The 18,478-nt window shown below is 69.9% G+C and carries 18 protein-coding genes; 9 read left to right on the top strand and 9 right to left on the bottom strand.

Features of this window, described 5'->3' with window-relative positions:
* The first annotated feature begins 24 nt into the window (after positions 1 to 24).
* Positions 25 to 651, top strand: coding sequence for a hypothetical protein (locus ACFFIO_RS12590; protein WP_378042254.1), 627 nt, complete (start codon positions 25 to 27; stop codon positions 649 to 651).
* A 119-nt stretch (positions 652 to 770) separates the two neighbouring features.
* Here the strand turns inward: ACFFIO_RS12590 and ACFFIO_RS12585 are convergent, their stop codons facing one another.
* Positions 771 to 2,813: a glycoside hydrolase family 15 protein gene (locus ACFFIO_RS12585; RefSeq protein WP_378042253.1), complete on the bottom strand. Its 2,043-nt coding sequence runs from the start codon at positions 2,811 to 2,813 to the stop codon at positions 771 to 773.
* Positions 2,814 to 2,872: 59 nt separating this feature from the next.
* On the opposite strand from ACFFIO_RS12585, the gene ACFFIO_RS12580 reads away from it, so the two are divergent.
* Positions 2,873 to 4,285: a glucose-6-phosphate dehydrogenase gene (locus ACFFIO_RS12580; protein ID WP_378042251.1), complete on the top strand. Its 1,413-nt coding sequence runs from the start codon at positions 2,873 to 2,875 to the stop codon at positions 4,283 to 4,285.
* 46 nt (positions 4,286 to 4,331) lie between these two features.
* Here the strand turns inward: ACFFIO_RS12580 and ACFFIO_RS12575 are convergent, their stop codons facing one another.
* Positions 4,332 to 4,922: a sugar O-acetyltransferase gene (locus ACFFIO_RS12575; protein ID WP_378042280.1), complete on the bottom strand. Its 591-nt coding sequence runs from the start codon at positions 4,920 to 4,922 to the stop codon at positions 4,332 to 4,334.
* A 127-nt stretch (positions 4,923 to 5,049) separates the two neighbouring features.
* Here ACFFIO_RS12575 and ACFFIO_RS12570 point away from each other — a divergent pair, with 127 nt between their 5' ends.
* Positions 5,050 to 5,592, top strand: a complete 543-nt coding sequence (locus ACFFIO_RS12570) for an SRPBCC domain-containing protein (protein ID WP_378042249.1) — start codon at positions 5,050 to 5,052, stop codon at positions 5,590 to 5,592.
* Here ACFFIO_RS12570 and ACFFIO_RS12565 read toward each other — a convergent pair.
* From ACFFIO_RS12565 to ACFFIO_RS12545, 5 genes are all read right to left on the bottom strand, one after another.
* Positions 5,589 to 6,374 carry an amino acid ABC transporter ATP-binding protein gene (locus ACFFIO_RS12565; protein WP_378042247.1) on the bottom strand — a complete coding sequence of 262 codons (786 nt, stop codon included), beginning with the start codon at positions 6,372 to 6,374 and terminating at the stop codon, positions 5,589 to 5,591. The two genes, ACFFIO_RS12570 and ACFFIO_RS12565, sit on opposite strands and share 4 nt — an antisense overlap.
* Before the next feature lie 9 nt (positions 6,375 to 6,383).
* Positions 6,384 to 7,169 carry an amino acid ABC transporter permease gene (locus ACFFIO_RS12560; RefSeq protein ID WP_378042246.1) on the bottom strand — a complete coding sequence of 262 codons (786 nt, stop codon included), beginning with the start codon at positions 7,167 to 7,169 and terminating at the stop codon, positions 6,384 to 6,386.
* A 74-nt stretch (positions 7,170 to 7,243) separates the two neighbouring features.
* Entirely contained in the window at positions 7,244 to 8,068 is an 825-nt protein-coding gene (locus ACFFIO_RS12555; RefSeq protein ID WP_378042245.1) for an ABC transporter substrate-binding protein, read from the bottom strand.
* Between the two features lie 136 nt (positions 8,069 to 8,204).
* The gene (locus ACFFIO_RS12550) at positions 8,205 to 8,567 is read right to left on the bottom strand and encodes a cupin domain-containing protein (protein ID WP_378042244.1); all 363 of its coding nucleotides are present in this window, start codon (positions 8,565 to 8,567) and stop codon (positions 8,205 to 8,207) included.
* Between the two features lie 24 nt (positions 8,568 to 8,591).
* Positions 8,592 to 9,086, bottom strand: a complete 495-nt coding sequence (locus ACFFIO_RS12545; protein WP_378042243.1) for a small multi-drug export protein — start codon at positions 9,084 to 9,086, stop codon at positions 8,592 to 8,594.
* A gap of 182 nt (positions 9,087 to 9,268) precedes the next feature.
* Here ACFFIO_RS12545 and ACFFIO_RS12540 point away from each other — a divergent pair, with 182 nt between their 5' ends.
* Entirely contained in the window at positions 9,269 to 10,624 is a 1,356-nt protein-coding gene (locus ACFFIO_RS12540) for a sensor histidine kinase (RefSeq protein ID WP_378042242.1), read from the top strand.
* Positions 10,621 to 11,223, top strand: a complete 603-nt coding sequence (locus ACFFIO_RS12535; protein WP_378042241.1) for a response regulator transcription factor — start codon at positions 10,621 to 10,623, stop codon at positions 11,221 to 11,223. The genes ACFFIO_RS12540 and ACFFIO_RS12535 overlap by 4 nt, the downstream gene beginning before the upstream one ends.
* On the opposite strand, the gene ACFFIO_RS12530 is transcribed toward ACFFIO_RS12535, so the two are convergent.
* On the bottom strand, positions 11,220 to 12,347 hold the full coding sequence (locus tag ACFFIO_RS12530; protein WP_378042239.1) for a YihY/virulence factor BrkB family protein: 1,128 nt from the start codon (positions 12,345 to 12,347) through the stop codon (positions 11,220 to 11,222). The genes ACFFIO_RS12535 and ACFFIO_RS12530 overlap by 4 nt on opposite strands.
* A 115-nt stretch (positions 12,348 to 12,462) precedes the next feature.
* Between ACFFIO_RS12530 and ACFFIO_RS12525 the strand changes: the two genes are divergently transcribed.
* Together ACFFIO_RS12525 and clpB are read left to right on the top strand one after the other, a co-directional pair.
* Positions 12,463 to 13,380, top strand: coding sequence for a hypothetical protein (locus ACFFIO_RS12525; protein WP_378042237.1), 918 nt, complete (start codon positions 12,463 to 12,465; stop codon positions 13,378 to 13,380).
* A 185-nt stretch (positions 13,381 to 13,565) separates the two neighbouring features.
* The gene (gene clpB / locus ACFFIO_RS12520; protein ID WP_378042236.1) at positions 13,566 to 16,190 is read left to right on the top strand and encodes an ATP-dependent chaperone ClpB; all 2,625 of its coding nucleotides are present in this window, start codon (positions 13,566 to 13,568) and stop codon (positions 16,188 to 16,190) included.
* A gap of 6 nt (positions 16,191 to 16,196) precedes the next feature.
* Here clpB and ACFFIO_RS12515 read toward each other — a convergent pair whose 3' ends face one another.
* Positions 16,197 to 16,925 carry a hypothetical protein gene (locus ACFFIO_RS12515; protein WP_378042234.1) on the bottom strand — a complete coding sequence of 243 codons (729 nt, stop codon included), beginning with the start codon at positions 16,923 to 16,925 and terminating at the stop codon, positions 16,197 to 16,199.
* A 161-nt stretch (positions 16,926 to 17,086) separates the two neighbouring features.
* Here ACFFIO_RS12515 and ACFFIO_RS12510 point away from each other — a divergent pair, with 161 nt between their 5' ends.
* Together ACFFIO_RS12510 and ACFFIO_RS12505 are read left to right on the top strand one after the other, a co-directional pair.
* Positions 17,087 to 17,299: a DUF3073 domain-containing protein gene (locus ACFFIO_RS12510; protein ID WP_115932047.1), complete on the top strand. Its 213-nt coding sequence runs from the start codon at positions 17,087 to 17,089 to the stop codon at positions 17,297 to 17,299.
* Positions 17,300 to 17,382: 83 nt separating this feature from the next.
* Complete coding sequence (locus ACFFIO_RS12505; protein WP_378042232.1) at positions 17,383 to 18,339, top strand: Sir2 family NAD-dependent protein deacetylase; 957 nt, start codon at positions 17,383 to 17,385, stop codon at positions 18,337 to 18,339.
* Positions 18,340 to 18,478: the final 139 nt, after the last annotated feature.

Below are 18,478 nucleotides of genomic sequence, written 5' to 3'. Positions count from 1 at the left end.
AGAAGACCTTCGGAAGGAAATTCCATGAGCATCGCGCAGCTCCCGCTTCGGCTGACCGCCGGAGCCTTCATCCTGAACTCGGGCATCAACAAGACCAAGCTCACGGAGGAGCAGGCTGAACAGATGAGGGACCTGGGAGCCAACGGGCTTCCATTCCTCAAGGACCTGACCCCGAAGCAGTTCAAGCAGTTCATCAGCGCCTCCGAGATCGGCATCGGCGCCGCCTGCCTGCTGCCGTTCGTGCCGGGCTGGCTGGCCGGTGCCGCCCTGACCGCCTTCTCCGGCGGCCTGCTGGCGATGTACAAGAACACCGACTTCATGACCGAGTCGGACGGCATCCGCCCCTCCGAGCAGGGCACCGCCGTGGCCAAGGACGTGTTCCTCTTCGGCATCGGCACCGCCCTGATGGTGGACGGTGCCGTGAACCGCACCGGCCGCAAGAACGCCGCGGCGTCCAAGCGGGCCCACAAGCTGGGTGCCGCGAAGGAGGCCAAGGTCGCTGCGATCGAAGCCGCCAAGGAGGACCAGGCCGAGACCATCCGCGCCGCCGCCGCGGAGAAGGCCGAGGCCATCAACAAGGCCCGCGTGGAGCAGACCGAGGCGCTGCGCACCGCCCGCAAGAAGATGCAGCAGGCCCGCAAGAAGATCTGATCTCGCACCGCTGATGCCAGCGGAGCGTCATGATGGCCCGTCCCCGGTGACCCGGGGGCGGGCCATCATGCCTTCAGCCTGACCGAAGGACATCCCGGCGGTTCGAGGTCAGTGGGCCCTCAGCCGGGGTGGCGGCGCGCCTTCTGGATGGCGTCGGCGGCCCGGATGAGCGCGAGGTGGGAGAACGCCTGCGGGAAGTTGCCCGCCAGGCGCCCGGAGCCGGCGTCGTACTCCTCGGCCAGCAGACCCAGGTCGGTGGCGCAGGAGCACAACAGCGTCATGGTCTCCTCGGCGTCGGCCAACCGGCCGGACGCGGCGTACTGCTCCACCAGCCAGAACGAGCAGATCAGGAACGCGTATTCGTGCCCTTCCAGGCCGTCGAGGTCGGAACCGGTGCGGTAGCGGTGGACCAGCCCGCGCGTGCCCATCAGGTCCCGCTCGATGGCGGCCACGGTGCCGAGCATCATCGGATCGTCGGCGGCCAGGAAGCCGGTGTGTGGCAACTGCAGCAGGGAGGCGTCCACCTCGCTGCCGCCGTAGGTCTGGGTGAATGAGTCCAGTTCGGTGCTGAAGCCGCGCTCCAGGATCTCCGCACGCAGGGCGTCGCGGTGCCGGGTCCAGGACTCCACGTCCCCGTCCAGCCCCTGCTCGGTGACGGCTCGGATGCCCTCGTTGAACGCCGCCCACATCATCACCCGGCCATGGGTGAAGAAGTGCGGTGCGCCGCGCATCTCCCAGATCCCGTGGTCCTTGCGGTCGATGTTGCGGACGCAGAAGGACAGCAGGGACTTCTGCAGCCGCCACGAGTACTCGTCCTCGGTGACGCCGGCGTCCCGGAGTTCGGCGAGGGCGAGCATCACCTCGCCGACCACATCGGCCTGGTACTGGTCCGCCGCGCCGTTGCCGATCCTGACCGGGCGGGAGTCGGCATACCCGGCCAGGTGGTCCAGCTCCTTCTCGTCCAGCTCCCGTTCGCCGGCGAGGCCGTACATGATCCGCAGCTTCTCCGGGTCGCCGGCCACGGCCCGCAGCAGCCAGTCCCGCCAGTGCAGGGCGCCCTCCGTGAACCCGTGGGAGACGAGGACCTCGATCGTCAGGGCCGCATCCCGCAGCCAGGTGTAGCGGTAGTCCCAGTTCCGCGAGCCGCCGAACTCCTCCGGCAGCGAGGTGGTGGGCGCCGCGACGATCCCGCCCGTCTTCAGGTTGGTGAGCGCCCGCAGCACCAGCAGGGACCGTGCCACGAGGTGTTCCTCCGGCGAATCGACCTGCAGCCGGGACGCCCAGTCGGTCCAGAACGCCAGGGTCCGGCGCTGAGCCGCCGCCGGCTCCACCGGGACCGGAGGTTGTTCCCAGGAGGGGAACCAGGTCAACACCCAGTCCAGCCGCTCGCCGGCGCGCAACCGGAACCGGCCGGCCAGCCGGGGTGCCGGGAGGCCGCCTGAGTCCGGGGAACCCGCCGGCCGTTCCTCGCCTCCGATCTCGCGCCCGTGCTCGGTGGCCCCGCTGACGGGATTCCCGACGCCGGCCCCGCCCTGTCCGCCGCCGGCCGCCTCCGCGGAGTGCTCGTCATCCGCGGTCGGCCGGGTGGTGGCGTAGAGCAGCGGGCCGGTCACCAGCACCCCGTCCGGCCCGGCCGTGCACAGCAGCGCCGGCCCGGTGTCCTCGGTGCCCTCGGTGCGGCGGAACCAGGGCAGCGCGCGGGCATAGTCGAAGCGGATCCGCAGGTCGTGCTCCACCACCACCTCGCCGGTCAGGCACTCCACCCGGCGGTACAGGTCGTCCTGTGCCTCGGCCGGTGGCAGGAAGTCGGTGACCCTCACGGTTCCGGTCGGGGTGCGCCAGACGGTCTCGAGGACGAAGGTGTACGGCACGTAGCGGCGTTCCACGACCTCCCCGTCCACGGCCCAGAGCTTCCACCGGCCGTCGTCGGGCCCTCCGAGGAGGGCGGCGAACAGGGCGGGGGAGTCGAAGCGCGGCAGACACAGCCAGTCGATGGACCCGCGCCGGGACACCAGCGGTCCGGTGCTCAGATCGGACAGCAGTGCGTAGTCCTCGAGCGGGGTGGCCCCCGTGGGATGGAGGGACTGCGGGCGAGAGGATCCGGGCCCTTCCGTTGAGTCTTGGGTCGGGTGCGGGTGGGCGGAGGGCGTTTGGTCCGTCATGTCCCCTGTCTACCGAATGAACCGTTCCTGGCATAGGCCCGGGCCGATACGGTGGGCTCATGAGCGAACTGCGCACGCTGGTCATCTTCGGTGCCGCGGGTGATCTGACCCGGCGGCTGCTGTTGCCCGGGCTGGCCACCTGCCTGGCCGCCGGGGTGCCGGAACGGGGCATCATGCTGGTCGGCTCCGGCCTGGACGAACGGGAGGACTTCGCGGCCGTGGTGCGGGAGGCGTTCGCCGCTGAGCTCAGCGAGGATCAATTGGCCCTGCCGGCGGTGCGCCACACGCTTGATTCGGCGCGATGGATCACCGCGGACGCCACCGATCCCGAACACCTCGCCGCACTGCTGGGCCAGGTGGGGGGCCCTCTCGGCCTGTACTTCGCGCTCCCGCCGTCCGTGACCATGGCCTCCTGTGAGGCACTCTCGCGGGTGCATGACTCGGGGCGGCTGCCACAGGACACCGTGCTCGTGCTGGAGAAGCCCTTCGGCACCGACCTGGACTCCGCTCGGGACCTCAACTCCCTGCTGGCAGGGTTCGTCCCCGAGGAGCGGATCTTCCGCGTGGACCACTTCCTCGGTCTGCCCGGCGTGCTCGGCTTCGTGGGCCTGCGCTTCGCGAACCGCATCCTGGAACCGCTGTGGAACCGGGAGCACATCGAGCGGATCGAGATCGTGTTCGACGAGGTGCTCGGGCTGGAGGGGCGTGCCGGGTTCTATGAGGCCACCGGTGCCGCGAGGGACATGATCCAGTCCCACCTGCTGCAGGTCATGGCGCTGGTGATGATGGACCCGCCGACCAGGTTCGACGGCGTGGAGATCCCCGCCAACACCGCCCACGTCCTGCGGGCGGCCCGGTTGTGGTCCGGGGACGCGACGGGGGACGGGACGCCGGCCGTGGTGCGCGGCCGGTACACCGCCGGCACCGTGGACGGCAGGGCCATGCCGTCCTATGCGGACGAGGAGGGCGTGGACCCGGCGCGCGAGACCGAGACCTTCGCCCAGGTGGTCGTCGAGGTGGACTCGTGGCGTTGGAACGGCGTGCCGGTGGTGCTGCGGACGGGCAAGGCCATCGGCTCGCCCCGGCAGGAGATCGCCGTGGTCTTCCGCCGCCCGCCACACGACTACGAGCAGTTCCCCTCGTCAGGACCCCAGCCCCCGGACGTGCTGCGGGTCGGCTTCGAGGACGAACGGATCGATCTGGAGCTCAACGCGGGCGGCCCGTTCGACTCCCGGGGCATGACCCGCACGGTGCTGTCCACGGAGTTGCCCGAGCCGGGACTGACCGCCTACGGTTCGGTGCTGCGCTGGGTGCTCGAGGCCAAGACGGCCTTCACCGTCCGCGGTGACGGCGCCGAGGAGGGCTGGCGCATCCTGGCCCAGATCGCCGCGGCTTACGCCTCCGGGCAGGTGCCGTTGCAGGACTATGAGGCCGGTTCGGCCGGCCCGGCCTCCGCGGGCCTGGCCGGCTAGCCGTGACCACTTCGGTCAGCGGCCGGCCAGTTCCGACCATGACTGACTAGCCCTCGACCGCCCTCCGGGACCACCCGCCGTCGGGATCTGCGGGAAGGTCCTTGACCGGCCGGGCAGGCACCCCCAGTGCGACCACATTCGCCGGCAGGTCCCGGGTGACCACGGCGCCGGCGCCCACCACCGTGTTCTCGCCGATCGTCACGCCGGGGCCCACGATCACGCCGCCGCCGAGCCACACGTTGTCCGCAATGGTGATGGGCTCGGCACCCTCCCACTTGTCCCGGCGAGGGCCCGGCTCCAGCGGGTGGGTCGGGGTGAGCAGCTGGACGTTCGTGCCGATCTGCACATCCGCACCGATCCGCACCGGGGCCACGTCCAGCACCATCAGGCCGAAGTTCGCGAAGGTGCGGTCACCGATGCTGATGAACCGCCCGTAGTCCACGTGGAACGGCGGGCGGATCACCACCTCCTCGCCGAGGGATCCCAGCAGCTGGGACAACAGCCGCCGGCGGAGGGTCGGCTCGGTGACGGAGGTGGCGTTGTACTGCTCCGTCAGCAGGGCGGCCGCCGTGGAGAGCTCCTCGAGTTGGGGGTCGTCGGCGAGGTAGGCATCACCGGCGACCATCCTCTCGTACATGGACCGGCCGTCCGGGAAGAACGGGGACGGGGAGGCAGTGGGGGCAGTGGCAGCGGAGGGAGTGGCAGGGGACTGGTCCGGGTCAGGCAGCATGGACCCAGCCTGCCAGAGGGTCCACAATGGGCGCATGCCACGCCACGAAGAACACCGTGAACCCACAGGGTCGGTCGTCGACGGTCCGGAGGGCCCCACGATCCAGATCCAGCGCACCCTCGGCCACCCGCCCGAGGACGTCTGGAGCTACCTGGCAGACCCGGAGCTGTTGCGCTGGTATGGCACCTACACGGGGGATCCGGCCAGCGGCAGCGTGCAGCTGGCCATGGTGGAGGCGCCGGAGCATCCGGGCGAGTGCGTGATCGAGGTCTGCGAACGGCCCTCGCGCCTGCACGTGACGCTGGCTGATCCGAACGGCAACCCCTGGCGCCTCCGGGTGTCCCTGGACCGGGCCGCGGCGGGGGCGGGGTCAGACACCGACCTGGTCTTCCGCCAGCCGCTGGCCGGGTCGAAGGACGAGGCCGGGGACATCGGCCCCGGCTGGGAGTACTACCTCGACCGGCTCACCGTGGCCCTGGACGGCGGAGACGTGGACGCGGTGGACTTCGCCGACTACTACCCCGCCCAGAAGGCGCACTACAACCCGGACACCCCGGCGACCGGGGTGACGGCCTAGAGCTCGACGTCGGTCGGATTCAGGACCCGGCGCAGGAAGTCCTGGGTACGCGGCTGGGTGGGGGAGCCGATGACCTGCTCGGCGGGACCCTCCTCGACGACCACGCCGCCGTCCATGAACACCACGCGGTCCGCGACCTCGCGCGCGAAGCCCATCTCGTGGGTGACCACGAGCATGGTCATCCCGGCGCCGGCCAGGCCGCGCATCACGGAGAGCACCTCGCCCACGGTCTCTGGGTCCAGGGCGGAGGTCGGCTCGTCGAAGAGCATCAGCTGCGGGTCCATGGACAGCGCACGGGCAATGGCCACGCGCTGTTGCTGACCGCCGGAGAGCTGGTCCGGAAACCGGTCCTCGAAGCCGTCCAGCCCCACACGGCGCAGGTTCTCGCGCGCGACGCCGGCCGCCTCGCCCTTGGCGCGGCGCAGCACCTTGACCTGGGCCACCGTGCAGTTCTCCAGCACGGACAGGTGGGGGAACAGGTTGAACTGCTGGAACACCATGCCGACGTGGCGGCGCATGGCGTTGAGGTCCACTTCCGGATCGGTGGCGTCGAAGCCGGAAACAGCCACGGTGCCCTGGTTGGGGGTCTCCAGCAGGTTCACGCAGCGCAGCAGGGTGGACTTGCCCGAGCCGGAGGGACCGATCAGGCACACCACCTCGCCGGGGGCCACGGTGAGGTCGATGCCTTTGAGGACCTCATTGGAGCCGTAGGACTTGTGCAGGCCGGTGATGGCGACGCCGCCGGCGCGGATGGCGCTGGCGTGGCTGGTGGTCTCGGTCATCGTGGCCTCTCAGACGCGCGTGCGGTTGGTGCGCGATTCGAACTTCCGCGCCAGCAGGGACAGGGGAACGGTGATGATCAGGTACATGACACCGGCCACGAGCACCGGGGTGAGGCCGGCGTCCATGGCGGTGATGCCGTCCCGGCCGAACTTGGTGAGCTCGTACTCGTGGGCGGCCAGGCCCAGGACGTAGACGAGGGAGGAGTCCTTGGTCAGCAGGATGACCTCGTTGGTCAGGGGCGGCAGCACCAGGCGGAAGGCCTGGGGGATGACGATCGTGACCATGGCACGCCAGGCCGGCATGCCCAGGGAGCGGGCGGCCTCCGCCTGGCCCTTCGGCACGGCCTGCAGGCCGGCGCGCAGGGTCTCGGCGATGTAGGCCGAGGAGACCATGCCCAGGGAGACCATCACCACGAGGGGGATGGGCCACTGGACGCCGAAGGCGAAGGGCACGCCGTAGCCGAAGGCGATGAAGACGAGCAGGGCGGGCAGGCCACGGAACAGCTCGATGTAGGCGGTGGCCAGCCAGCGGTACGGCGGGAACGAGGAGAGTCGCATCAGGGCCAGCAGTGTGCCGCCCAGCAGGCCGACCACGAACGAGGACGCCGTGTACAGCAGGGTGTTGCCCAGGCCCACCAGGATGATGTCCGGGAAGAGGGGGCCGATCTCCGCGAAGTTGAAGACGGACTGGCCCAGGGTCGGCCAGTCCATGACGGCCACGAGGATCACGATGGCCAGCACGAAGACGCCGGCCTGCAGGCCGAGTGAGAGCTGCCGGCGGCGCCGGTTGCTCATCGTGCGGCGCCTCTCCGGGCTGTTGCCTGGAGAGGGGTTGGGGCCCGATGCCGGACCGGTGGTGTTGACGGTGCTCACTGGTCGCCCTCCGTTGCTGCCTCGCCGAACCAGCGCGCGCGGGACTCGTCGAGGGTGCCGTCCTCTTCCATGCCCTGCAGTGACGCGTTCACGGCGGACAGCAGTTTCGCCTTGTCCGGAGCCACGGCCACGCCGAGCTGCTCACCGGTGGGGAGCTCCGCGACCACCTCGTACTGGGGGTCGTCCTTGACGTTGTAGAGCACCACGGACTGGTTGCCGAGCACGGCCTCCACGGTGCCGGCCCGTAGGGCCTCCATCTGCATGCCGCCGTCCTCGAACTGGATCGGGGCCAATCCGTTCTCCTCGGCGAAGGCCTCGCCGGTGGTGGCGGCCTGGACGCCCACGCGCTTGCCCTGGGCCGATTCCAGGTCGGTGATGCCGGACCCTTCCTCGGCCACGAGCACCAGGTCGTCGTCCAGGTAGGGCACGGAGAACGCCATGATCTGCTGGCGGGCCTCGGTGATGGAGATCGAGGAGGCGTTGATGTCGCAGCCGGTCAGCGAGGACCCGGACTCGATGGCCTCGAAGGAGGAGTCCACCACGGAGAGTGGGATACCGAGGTCGTCGGCGATCCGCTGGACGATGTCGATGTCATACCCGACCAGGTCGCTGCCCTGCATGAACTCGAAGGGCGGGTACGGGATATCGGAACAGACGGTGAGCTGGCCGGGGTTGACCAGGTCGAGGCTGTCGACCAGGGGAGTGGTTTCGCCGGCCGCGGAGCCGCCGAGCTGCGGGCCGAGCACGGCACATCCGCTCAGGGCCAGCGAGCCGGCTCCCAGGACGGCCACCAGGGCGAGTCGGGTGCGGGACGGGGTCATGAAGGGTCTTCCGGTGCGGGGGGCCCTGCTGCAGTGCAGGGCGTCGAGACGGACAGTCTACCGGGAAGAGGGGAGGGCCACCGGGCGGGCCGGAGGGCGGCCTGCCGGGGGTGGTTGCTGCCACGCGCCACGGGGATCAGTCCCCGTGGCTGCCCTCGTCCACCCCGGTCACGGTGGTCAGCAGGAAGACGCTGTCCTCCCGGGCCGTCACGCCGTGGCGTTCCTTCGTGAGCTGGACGAGGTGGCCCTGCTCCAGGTGCAGATCCGCTCCGGAGCCGGCAGTGACGTCCACCGCGCCGAGCAGTACCTGCAACGTGGCGGCGGGCGGGGCGTTGTGATCGGCCAATTGCGCCCCGGACTTCAGGGCGATGATCGACTGCCGTAGGTGGCCGTCCCGCAGCAGCAGGTCACCGTGCCGGCCGTGCGGGTTGTCCAGGGCGGCTTCGAGCGTGGCGCGGGTCAGCGCTGTCAGGTCGTGGGGTCCCGGCGAGTAGGTCATGGTGTCACCGTAGCCCGCACCGGCTCAGGCCACCACGGAGAGCACACCGTAGAACAGCATCCCGAACACGGTGGAGTAGAGGACGATGGCCACGGCCTGCCAGGTGATGACCCGGCCCTTGGTGATACCGAAGGAGGTCAACGCGGCGGCGGTGAAGTGGGTCGGCAGCAGGAAGGGGCCGAGCAGGGAGACGCCGGGGACGCCGTACTTGTCCAGCGCGCGGCGGACCTTCTGCTGCTTCTCCGAGGCCGGCTTCGGGGTCTTGCCGGCGGCGATCCGGCGGTTGATGACCGCGGCGCGGATCTTCTCGAAGGACAGGACGATCACGACCACGATCGCCACGTTGGCGAGGATGGCCACCGGGATGGCGAGCCAGGGCTCCATGCCGGCGATGATGCCGACGATGGCGGCGCCCTCACCCTCGATATAGGGGATGAAGGCGGCGAGCACGACTCCGAGGAATCGCAGGGCGCTCGGCAGGGACTCGGTGAAGGACTGGATGTTGGCGAGGATGTCCATGGCGGTGCCTTTCGGTGCCGAGGCCGGTTCGGGACCCCGGTTCGGATGGTCGGCTGTTCTTCGGGTGGTGTGCTTCCAGCCTCGTCGGAACGGCGGATCCGCGGCAGTGCCCGGGTGTCACCTCTTCACGGGTGAGAGTCACCGCGCCGCCGTGACAGTTGTCATCGGCCTACCCTGGAACCGTGAGCCAGCCAGAACCGTCCGTGAGCCGACCCTCGGGGCAATTGCCCTCGACGGCGCCCGGCCGGCCCGTCCGCGGCGTGCAGGTCACCTGGTGGTACACCTACATCTCGATGGTCTTGTTCTCCGTGTTCATGGCTTTCATCACGGCGACCATGCTGCTGTTCTTCCACTTAGAGGCTGGCGGCCGGTCCGGGTGGCCGGTGGTCGTTGCCGCCGTGCTGGTCGCGATCGGAGGGCTGACCCAGTCCGTCTGCAGCTGGCTGGTCAGGAACGGCATGGGAGCAGGATGGCCGCGCCCGTGGGCCACCGTGCTTCTGCTGGCACCCGCGGGCCTCGCGTGGGTGCTGACCCTGTGGCTGCCGGGAGGGGCCTTCCCCGGGGGGATCTCCCTGTGGATCGCCGCGAACATCCTGGCCATCCTGGTCCACGGCGTGACCCGCCGGGTGGTCATCGCCGTCGGGATTGCCCTGATCGCGGTGCACTGGTGGGCCGGGCAACTCATCACGGGGGTGGTCGTCCCCAGCGAGGCGGCCGCACAGCAGGTGCCCCCGCTCGTCTTCTTCATCATCTTCGTCCCGGCGATCTTCCTCTTCTCCGCATGGTGGTGGAACATCGTGGTCGAGCTGGACGTAGCCCGCCGGGACGCCGCTCAACTGGCGGTGGCCAGGGAACGGCTGCGATTCGCCTCGGATCTGCATGACATCCAGGGCCACCACCTGCAGGTGATCGCCCTCAAGGCCGAACTGGCGGAGCGACTGATGGGTGCGGGCCAACCCGATGCCGCGGCAGCGAACATCCACGAGGTCCGGACGATCGCGCGCACCGCCCTGGAGGAGACGCGCTCGCTGGTGCGCAACCTGCGCGAGGTCTCCCTCGAGGAGGAGATCGCCAATGCCAAGGACGTCCTTGAGGCGTCGGGTGCCACCGTCACCATTCGGGGCGTCCTGGTCGAGGACCCTGCCGTGCGCACCCTGCTCGGCCTGGCCGTCCGTGAGGGCGCCACCAACATCCTGCGCCATGTCGCCGCCACGAAGGTGTCCATCACCCTGGAGTCCATCGACGACGGTCTGCGGCTGGCCATGGTGAACGACGGCGTCGAGGCGCCCGCTGGTCACGACGGCAGCGACGTCAACGATGAGGCCGGGGCACCCGGCGGCCACGGGGCACGCGGGGTGGGCGGGCCGGCGTCGGGCACGGGGTTGTCCGGTCTGAACCGGCGGTTCGCCTCCTCCGGGGGATCGGTGACCGGCCGGTACGACGACGGCGCCTTCGTCCTCGAGGCCCGGTTGCCCGCAGTGCCGGGCCGGGGCCACCCTGAATCCTCCACCGTCCATCCGAAGGAGCCGACCCCATGATCCGCTTGCTGATCGCCGACGACGAGGTGCTGATCCGCGGCGCGCTTGAGACCCTGCTGGGCCTGGAGGAGGACTTCGAGGTGGTGGCCGGCGTGGACAACGGGCTCCAGGCGGTGGCCGCCGCCCGGGACCTGACGCCGGACGTCTGCCTGCTGGACCTGGAGATGCCCGAGATGGACGGCGTGGAGGCCGCCGGGCAGATCCTGCGGCAGGTGGCCACGAAGGTCATCATCGTGACCCGGCATGCCCGGCCCGGGGTGCTGCGGCGGGCGCTGAACGAGAAGGTGTCCGGCTTCGTGCCGAAGTCCACGCCGGCCGAGGAACTGGCCAAGGTGATCCGGGACGTGGCCGCCGGCAAGCGGTATGTGGACCCGGACATCGCCGCCACGGCCCTCGGCGGGGAGCGGAGCCCCCTGACGGACCGGGAGCTGGACGTGCTGCGGGCCGGCCGGGATGCGGCCACCGTGCAGCAGATCGCCGAGCGGCTGCACCTGGCGCCGGGCACGGTGCGCAACTACCTGTCCTCGGCCATGGGCAAGCTCGGCGTGGGGACCCGGCGGGAGGCCTCCCAGGTGGCCTGGGAGCAGGGCTGGATCTAGCCGGCGTCGTAGGGTGCGCCGGTGGAGATCTCGCGGTCCACGGCGTCGATGGACCACAGGGTCTCGGCCTCGGCGACCCAGGGACTCCTGGACAGCGTGACCGGTTCGCCGGTGCGGACGGACTCGGCCACGGCCCGGGCGGTCGTGCGGGCATTGGCGGCGTCCTCGTCCAGGAATTCCAGCACCCCGGTGTGCCGGGTCCGCAGCTGCAGGGCCTCGGCGGCTGGCAGCCCGGCGGCCAGCTGGCGGCCGCGCAACAGCTCGGCGTCGAAGGCGGCGCCGGCCACGAGGACGATGAAGCCCAGCCACACCACCACCAGGAGGACGACGAGGCTGTTCAGGGTGCCGAGGATCTCGTCGAAGGGACCGGACAGGTCCGCGAGCCAGCCGAGCGCGATGGTCATGGCGAACAGGATGAGCACGGCGGTGAGCCCGCCCCAGGACAGCCAGCGGAAGCGGGGCTGCACCACGTTGGGGCCGCGGTGGTAGGCGAGGGTGACGGCCAGCACCAGCACGGCCAGGATGACCGGCCACTTCAGGGCGTTCCAGGTGGCGACGGCCGCGGTCGTGAGGCCGAGGACGCTGCCCAGCCGTTCGGAGAGCCCGCCGCCGATCAGCACGAGCAGTAGCACCGCGATCATGGCGATCATCAGCACGAGGGTCTCGACGAAGATCACCGCGCGGAACCACAGGAACTGCCGGCCTTCACGGGTGTCGTGGATGCGGTGCATCGCCCGGTGGAAGGACGCCAGGGCGTTCGAGGCGGCGATGATGGAGCCGACCAGGCCGAGGACGAGCCCGACCACGCCGCCCGAGGTGTTGGCCAGGGCCAGCAGGGCCGACGTGACGACGTTCGGGTCCACGCCCGGCATGAGCTCATGCACCAGTTCGGCGCCCGTGAACACGGTCTCGTCCTCGAGTCCCAGCAGGGACACGATCGAGACCATCGAGATCGCCGCCGGCACCGTGGACAACAGCGTGTAGAAGGTCATGGAACCGGCCACGTCCCACACCTGGATGTCCACCAGTTTCATGATGGTCCGGCGGATCACGTGGAACAGGGTCACCCGGGGCCGCAGGTAGGTATGCGCCGGTGCCGGACGGCGGAGCAGTCGGCGGGGCATGGTACCGAGGGTACCCCCGGACGTCGGGCCACGGCCGCACGCACCTGCCTCGGGCCCTCCAGCGGACGATGGGAGGATGGAGGTGTCACCATACATCGCACCACCGAGGGAAAACATGACCACTGACCTGCGCCGACGCCGACCGAGAACCTCCACGCCGACTGCCGCCCGAGGCTTTTGCGGCACCGAACCCCGGACCGCTTCCCGGTCCATGAGTACCGGCCTGACCCTGCGTGCCGCCGGACTGCTGGCGGCATCCACGCTCGTGCTGACCGGTTGCGTCTCGATCAACGTGGACGGCAAGGCCTCCGAGTCCCCGGCCTCAACCGGCTCCGCGTCCAGCGCCGACTCGCCCACGTCGTCGGCGGATGCAGCCTCCGCGCCGGCGACCGACGGCGCCGGAGCCACCGGAAGCCCCGCAGATGTCGGAAACACTGCCGGGGACGCGGACGAGGGCTTCGTGGCACTCACCCTCCCCGAGCAGGACTTTCCCGTGGGGACCGTCCTCTCGAAGGAGGAGTCCCTGGTGGCCGGAGCCCCGTTCACCATGAACCTCAACCTGACCGGGTTCACCCCCGAGGGTGACTGCGCGGTCCTCCTGGACGGGATCAACGCCTTCGAGACCCAAGCGGTCCAAGGGGCCACCGCCGTCTACGAGGCCGACCTGGAGGCGGTCAACACCACCGGTTCGGCAGCGCCGAGCGTCCAGCTGCTGGTGGCGCAGACTGCCGAGCCGATGGAGATCATGGGTATCTACTCCGAGCTGCCCACCGCCTGCGGAACCCTGGAGAGCGACGAGCAGGCCGGGGCCACCGCCACCTTCGAGCAACTGGACGGTCTGGACGCCACGTACCTCACGATCTCGGACGGGCAGGGCGGGCAGTCGACGCTGGTGGCCGGTGGGCGCTCCCTGGGTGACCACCACGTCTACGGTGTGCTCAGCGGTGTGTCGCGAGGGGACGCCGATGCCATCCTGCAGGCGCAGGTGGACCACGTGGAGGCTGTGCTGCAGGACTCCGGCGACACGGTCTGAGTCGGGTCGAGTCCGCGACGGACCGGGATGCATGAGGGGCATAAGAGGGGCGAAAGAGGGGGAATAGCGGGTGTCAGAACCGGGTTGAGTTAAGTAGACTCAACTTTGAGTACGGACCCGATTCGCAAGACCCGCTTCACCGTCAGGCACCCCGCATGTCAGAGGCGGTGGCAGAAAGGACCGGCATGGACGCCAAATTCACCACGAAGAGCCAAGAGGTGCTGTCCGGGGCGGCGATGAACGCCTCCACCCTCGGCAACCCTCAGATCGAACCCGCACACCTGCTCAAGGCGCTGATGGACCAGCGCGGCTCCGTGGCCGTCGCGGTCCTCAAGGCCGCCGGGGTAGACCCGGACGTCGTCTCCACCGCTGCCTCCACCGCCATCAAGGAGCTGCCGGCCAGCTCCGGCTCCTCCGTGGCGCAGGCCCAGCTGTCCCGTCAGGCACTGCTGGTGGTCCAGGCGGCGCAGCAGCAGGCCGAGGCGCTGGGAGATGACTACGTCTCCACCGAGCACCTCGTACTCGGCCTCGCCGCCGACGCCGGCAAGGCCGGCACCGCCCTGCGCGATGCCGGTGCCAGCGTGGAGGCGCTCTCCGCCGCCGTCAAGGAGGTCCGCGGGGACAGCCGCGTGACCACACCGGATCCGGAGAACACCTTCCAAGCCCTGGAGAAGTACGGCACCGACCTCACGGAGATCGCCCGCGCCGGCAAGCTCGACCCGGTCATCGGCCGCGATTCGGAGATCCGCCGCCTGGTGCAGGTGCTCTCCCGCCGCACCAAGAACAACCCGGTGCTCATCGGTGAACCCGGCGTCGGCAAGACCGCCGTGGTGGAAGGCCTCGCGCAGCGCATGGTGGCCGGGGACGTCCCCGAATCCCTGCGCGGCAAGACCCTGATCTCCCTGGACCTGGGATCCATGATCGCCGGGGCCAAGTACCGCGGGGAGTTCGAGGAGCGGCTGAAGTCCGTGCTGGAGGAGATCAAAGCCTCCGACGGCCAGATCGTCACCTTCATCGACGAGATCCACACGGTCGTCGGCGCCGGGGCCTCCGAGGGGGCCATGGACGCCGGCAACATGCTCAAGCCCATGCTGGCCCGTGGTGAACTGCGCCTGATCGGCGCCACCACCCTGGACGAGTACCGGGAGAACATCGAGAAGGACCCGGCCCTGGAGCGCCGGTTCCAGCAGGTCTACGTGGGGGAGCCGACCGTGGATGACACGATCGCCATCCTGCGCGGGCTCAAGGAACGCTACGAGGCCCACCACAAGGTGGCCATCGCCGACTCCGCCCTGGTGGCCGCCGCCAACCTCTCGGACCGGTACATCTCCGGCCGCCAGCTGCCGGACAAGGCCATCGACCTCGTGGACGAGTCGGCTTCCCGGCTGCGCATGGAGATCGACTCCGCCCCCGAGGAGATCGACCAGCTGCGCCGCTCGGTGGACCGGCTGACCATGGAGGAGCTGGCGCTCGCGGACGAATCGGACCCGGCCTCCGTGGAGCGGCTGGCCGCCCTGCGCGAGGAGATGGCCAATCAGAAGGAGGAACTCGCGGCGCTCAACGCCCAGTGGGAGTCCGAGAAGGCCAACCTCAACCAGGCCGGTGACCTGCGCGTGAAGCTCGACGAGCTGCGCTCCGCGGCGGACAAGGCCCAGCGGGACGGTGACCTGGCCGAGGCCTCCCGGATCCTCTACGGGGAGATCCCGGCGCTGGAGAAGCGAATCCAGGCCGCCGTGGAGGCCGAGTCCGGCTCCGGCGGCGGGGAGGGCAACCAGCACACCATGGTGTCCGAGGAGGTCACTGCGGACGACATCGCGGAGGTCATCTCGGCATGGACGGGGATCCCGGCCGGGCGCATGCTCCAGTCCGAGCAGGACAAGCTGCTGTCCATGGAGGACCACCTCGGTGAGCGGCTGATCGGCCAGCGGAAAGCGGTGTCATCTGTGTCCGACGCCGTGCGGCGTTCCCGTGCCGGCATCGCTGACCCGGACCGTCCCACGGGCTCGTTCCTGTTCCTCGGCCCCACGGGCGTGGGCAAGACCGAGCTGGCGAAGTCGCTCGCGGCGTTCCTGTTCGATGACGATCACGCGATCGTCCGCATCGACATGTCCGAGTACTCGGAGAAGCACACGGTGTCCCGGCTGGTCGGTGCCCCTCCGGGGTATGTGGGCCATGAGGAGGGCGGCCAACTGACCGAACTCGTGCGGCGCCGTCCCTACTCGGTGATCCTGCTGGACGAGGTGGAGAAGGCCCACCCCGAGGTCTTCGACATCCTGCTGCAGGTGCTCGACGACGGCCGCCTCACCGACGGCCAGGGCCGCACCGTGGACTTCCGCAACGTCATCCTGATCATGACGTCCAACCTGGGCTCGCAGTTCCTGGTGGACCAGGGCCTGGATGAGGCGGCGAAGAGGGACGCGGTCATGAGGGTGGTCAACTCCTCCTTCAAGCCGGAGTTCCTCAACCGGCTGGACGACATCATCATGTTCGACCCGCTGTCCATCGAGGACCTCACGAGGATCGTGGACCTGCAGGTGGACGCGCTCGCCGGCCGCCTGGCCTCACGCCGGCTGTCCCTGGAGGTCACCGACGCCGCGCGGGAGTGGCTGGCCCTGACCGGATTCGACCCGGCCTACGGTGCCCGGCCGTTGCGCCGCCTGGTGCAACGCGAGATCGGTGACCAGCTCGCCCGGGCCCTGCTCTCCGGCACCATCGCCGATGGGGACACGGTCCTGGTGGACCGCGCCGCGGGCGAGCGGCCTGAAGCCGACGAGCAGGACCGCCTCTCCGTCACCCGGAAGGCCGACTGACGTCAGCTAGCCGTCCACCTGGTCTGTCAAGTCCTCCAGGACGGGCTCCGCCACGAGGGAGGCGTTCAGGGTGCCGTCATGGGCCACGGCGAGGCAGTCCACGCGGCGGTCGCCCTCGTCCCACGTTCCCTGGGTGGGGTGGGAGATCTCGACGATGACCTGGGCGTTCGCAGCGCTGTCCAGCTCGATCATGGCGCAGAACCGCTCGGCGGCCGCCTGCATGTCTTCGGGGAAGGCGCGGCCGGTGGGCCAGAGTTTGCGGCCGACCAGCTGGGCCTCGTGGTCGCGGTTGCACTCCACCACGGTGGACGGCTCGCCCACGGACTCGAAGTCTGTCAGGCAGTCGCCGGGCACGATCTGGGCGGGGGGCACCTCGCGGGCCACGATCCCGTCCACCCCGGGCTCGGCGTTGCGGGACACGGTCGGCCCGGGCTCGAGGGTCTCACCGGACGGGTCGTTCTGCGCAGAGCTCAACAGCGGCCAGAGGACGAACACGGCCAGGGCCACCACCACCAAGGCGCCGATGGCGATCCACCAGCCGCGCTGCCGCCGGGGCCGGGGCGCCGGGGCGGTATCCGGCTGGCGGGGCGGCAGGTAGGGGACGTGGCGATCGCCGGAGCCGGCGACATCGGCCGTCTCAGAGGCCTCCGGCGACTCCGGGGTCCCTGCTGGGTCGGTGGGTTCGGGGACGTCAGGGGTTGACTCGTCGCCTGACCCGTCCGGGCGTGTGTCCATGGTCATGGTCCTTTCGGTGCCGTCACGCAGGCAGGCGGCTCCAAGGGGTGCTGAAACATGTTAACCTAGTGTCCACGAACCATCATGATCAGTGCATACTCCGGACCAGCCCTGCCTAGGGGCTGACAGCACGGGGACGGACAACAAAGGGGGTCACGCTCATGGGGCGCGGCCGTCAAAAGGCAAAAGCAACCAAGCAGGCCCGGGACATGAAGTATTTCTCCCCGGCCACTGATTTGTCGGCACTGGAGCGTGAGCTGGCCGGCAACAGCGGTTCCAGCCATGACGATGACCAGTACATCGACTACGCGGACAAGTACGCGGATTATGTGAAGGAATCCGAGGAGGATGACGATCCCCGCACGCAGGGTTGATCGTCGTCATGTCGACTGAGCCACCGTCCGCCGAGCCTCCTCGGGGCACGCCGGCGACGTCGGAGACAGCCGATTCGGTGGAGATGACAGATGGTTCTCCGGGCACCACCCTGCGCCCGGACCATCCGGCCGCCAACGGTCACCGGGCCGCCCTGCGCTCGATCGCGCGCATCGTGGAGGACGCGGCCCCGCCGCAGGATCCCGCCATCGCGCGAACGGGCATCCTGGACCTGTTGCGGGAGCACCACCCGCTGGTGATCACCGGCGCGGGCATCTCCACGGACTCCGGCATCCCCGACTACCGCGGACCGCAGGGGTCGCTGCGGCGGCACCGGCCGATGACCTACCAGGAGTTCCGGCACGACGACGGCGCTCGGCACCGCTATTGGGCGCGGTCCTTCGTGGGCTGGCGGCAGATGGACGCCGCCTCTCCGAACCCGGCCCACCACCTCCTGGCGGGCTGGCAGCGCGCCGGGATCCTGGCCGGCGTCGTGACCCAGAACGTGGACGGACTGCACGCCGCGGCTGGCACTCCGGGCCTGGTGGCCCTGCACGGGGATCTGGACCGGGTCAGCTGCCTGAACTGCGGGGCCCTGGAGGACCGCCGGTCCTTCGATGCCCGGCTGGTCGAGGCGAATCCCGGTTACCTCGAGGCGGTCCAGGTGGACCCGCTGATGGTCAACCCGGACGGGGACGTGACGCTGGGTCAGGAGTGGGTGGACCGGTTCCACATGGTCGGCTGCCTGGTGTGCGGTTCGGTGGAGCTGAAGCCGGACGTGGTCTACTTCGGCGAGAGCGTGCCGGCCGAGCGGAAGGCCGCCGCCCGCCAGGCATTCGAGCGGGCCGGCTCCGTCCTGGCGATCGGCACGTCACTGGCCGTCATGAGCGGCTTCAAATTCGTGCTGGACGCAGAGAAGGCGGGCAAGCCGGTGGCAGTCCTCAACGGCGGCCCCACGCGCGCTGACACCAAGGCGGCCTTCCGCTGGCGCACGCGACTGGCACCGGCGTTGGCGTGGCTGGACGCCCGACTCCAACTCTGACCCCTGAAACTGGCGGTCGAAATCGCACCCTTCCGAGCGGTTACCCGCCAGTAAACGGTGCGATTTCGACCTCTAGACGGTATGTATTGACCCGTCGCGGTTCGCGAGGGGTTGCGGGCCGGGGCCTCGCTCACAGAGA

The organism is Citricoccus parietis, from assembly GCF_042433045.1.
Lineage (GTDB): Bacteria > Actinomycetota > Actinomycetes > Actinomycetales > Micrococcaceae > Citricoccus > Citricoccus parietis.
Note: the sequence above shows the minus strand (reverse complement) of the source record. Positions and strands in the feature narration are given on the sequence as shown.

Bases quoted from the DNA above. Each gene is read 5' to 3' on its own strand.
- ACFFIO_RS12590 (WP_378042254.1), top strand. From the start codon at position 25: ATGAGCATCGCGCAGCTCCCGCTTCGGCTGACCGCCGGAGCCTTCATC.
- ACFFIO_RS12585 (WP_378042253.1), bottom strand. From the start codon at position 2,813: ATGACGGACCAAACGCCCTCCGCCCACCCGCACCCGACCCAAGACTCA.
- ACFFIO_RS12580 (WP_378042251.1), top strand. From the start codon at position 2,873: ATGAGCGAACTGCGCACGCTGGTCATCTTCGGTGCCGCGGGTGATCTG.
- ACFFIO_RS12575 (WP_378042280.1), bottom strand. From the start codon at position 4,922: ATGTACGAGAGGATGGTCGCCGGTGATGCCTACCTCGCCGACGACCCC.
- ACFFIO_RS12570 (WP_378042249.1), top strand. From the start codon at position 5,050: ATGCCACGCCACGAAGAACACCGTGAACCCACAGGGTCGGTCGTCGAC.
- ACFFIO_RS12565 (WP_378042247.1), bottom strand. From the start codon at position 6,374: ATGACCGAGACCACCAGCCACGCCAGCGCCATCCGCGCCGGCGGCGTC.
- ACFFIO_RS12560 (WP_378042246.1), bottom strand. From the start codon at position 7,169: ATGAGCAACCGGCGCCGCCGGCAGCTCTCACTCGGCCTGCAGGCCGGC.
- ACFFIO_RS12555 (WP_378042245.1), bottom strand. From the start codon at position 8,068: ATGACCCCGTCCCGCACCCGACTCGCCCTGGTGGCCGTCCTGGGAGCC.
- ACFFIO_RS12550 (WP_378042244.1), bottom strand. From the start codon at position 8,567: ATGACCTACTCGCCGGGACCCCACGACCTGACAGCGCTGACCCGCGCC.
- ACFFIO_RS12545 (WP_378042243.1), bottom strand. From the start codon at position 9,086: ATGGACATCCTCGCCAACATCCAGTCCTTCACCGAGTCCCTGCCGAGC.
- ACFFIO_RS12535 (WP_378042241.1), top strand. From the start codon at position 10,621: ATGATCCGCTTGCTGATCGCCGACGACGAGGTGCTGATCCGCGGCGCG.
- ACFFIO_RS12530 (WP_378042239.1), bottom strand. From the start codon at position 12,347: ATGCCCCGCCGACTGCTCCGCCGTCCGGCACCGGCGCATACCTACCTG.
- ACFFIO_RS12525 (WP_378042237.1), top strand. From the start codon at position 12,463: ATGACCACTGACCTGCGCCGACGCCGACCGAGAACCTCCACGCCGACT.
- clpB (WP_378042236.1), top strand. From the start codon at position 13,566: ATGGACGCCAAATTCACCACGAAGAGCCAAGAGGTGCTGTCCGGGGCG.
- ACFFIO_RS12515 (WP_378042234.1), bottom strand. From the start codon at position 16,925: ATGGACACACGCCCGGACGGGTCAGGCGACGAGTCAACCCCTGACGTC.
- ACFFIO_RS12510 (WP_115932047.1), top strand. From the start codon at position 17,087: ATGGGGCGCGGCCGTCAAAAGGCAAAAGCAACCAAGCAGGCCCGGGAC.
- ACFFIO_RS12505 (WP_378042232.1), top strand. From the start codon at position 17,383: ATGACAGATGGTTCTCCGGGCACCACCCTGCGCCCGGACCATCCGGCC.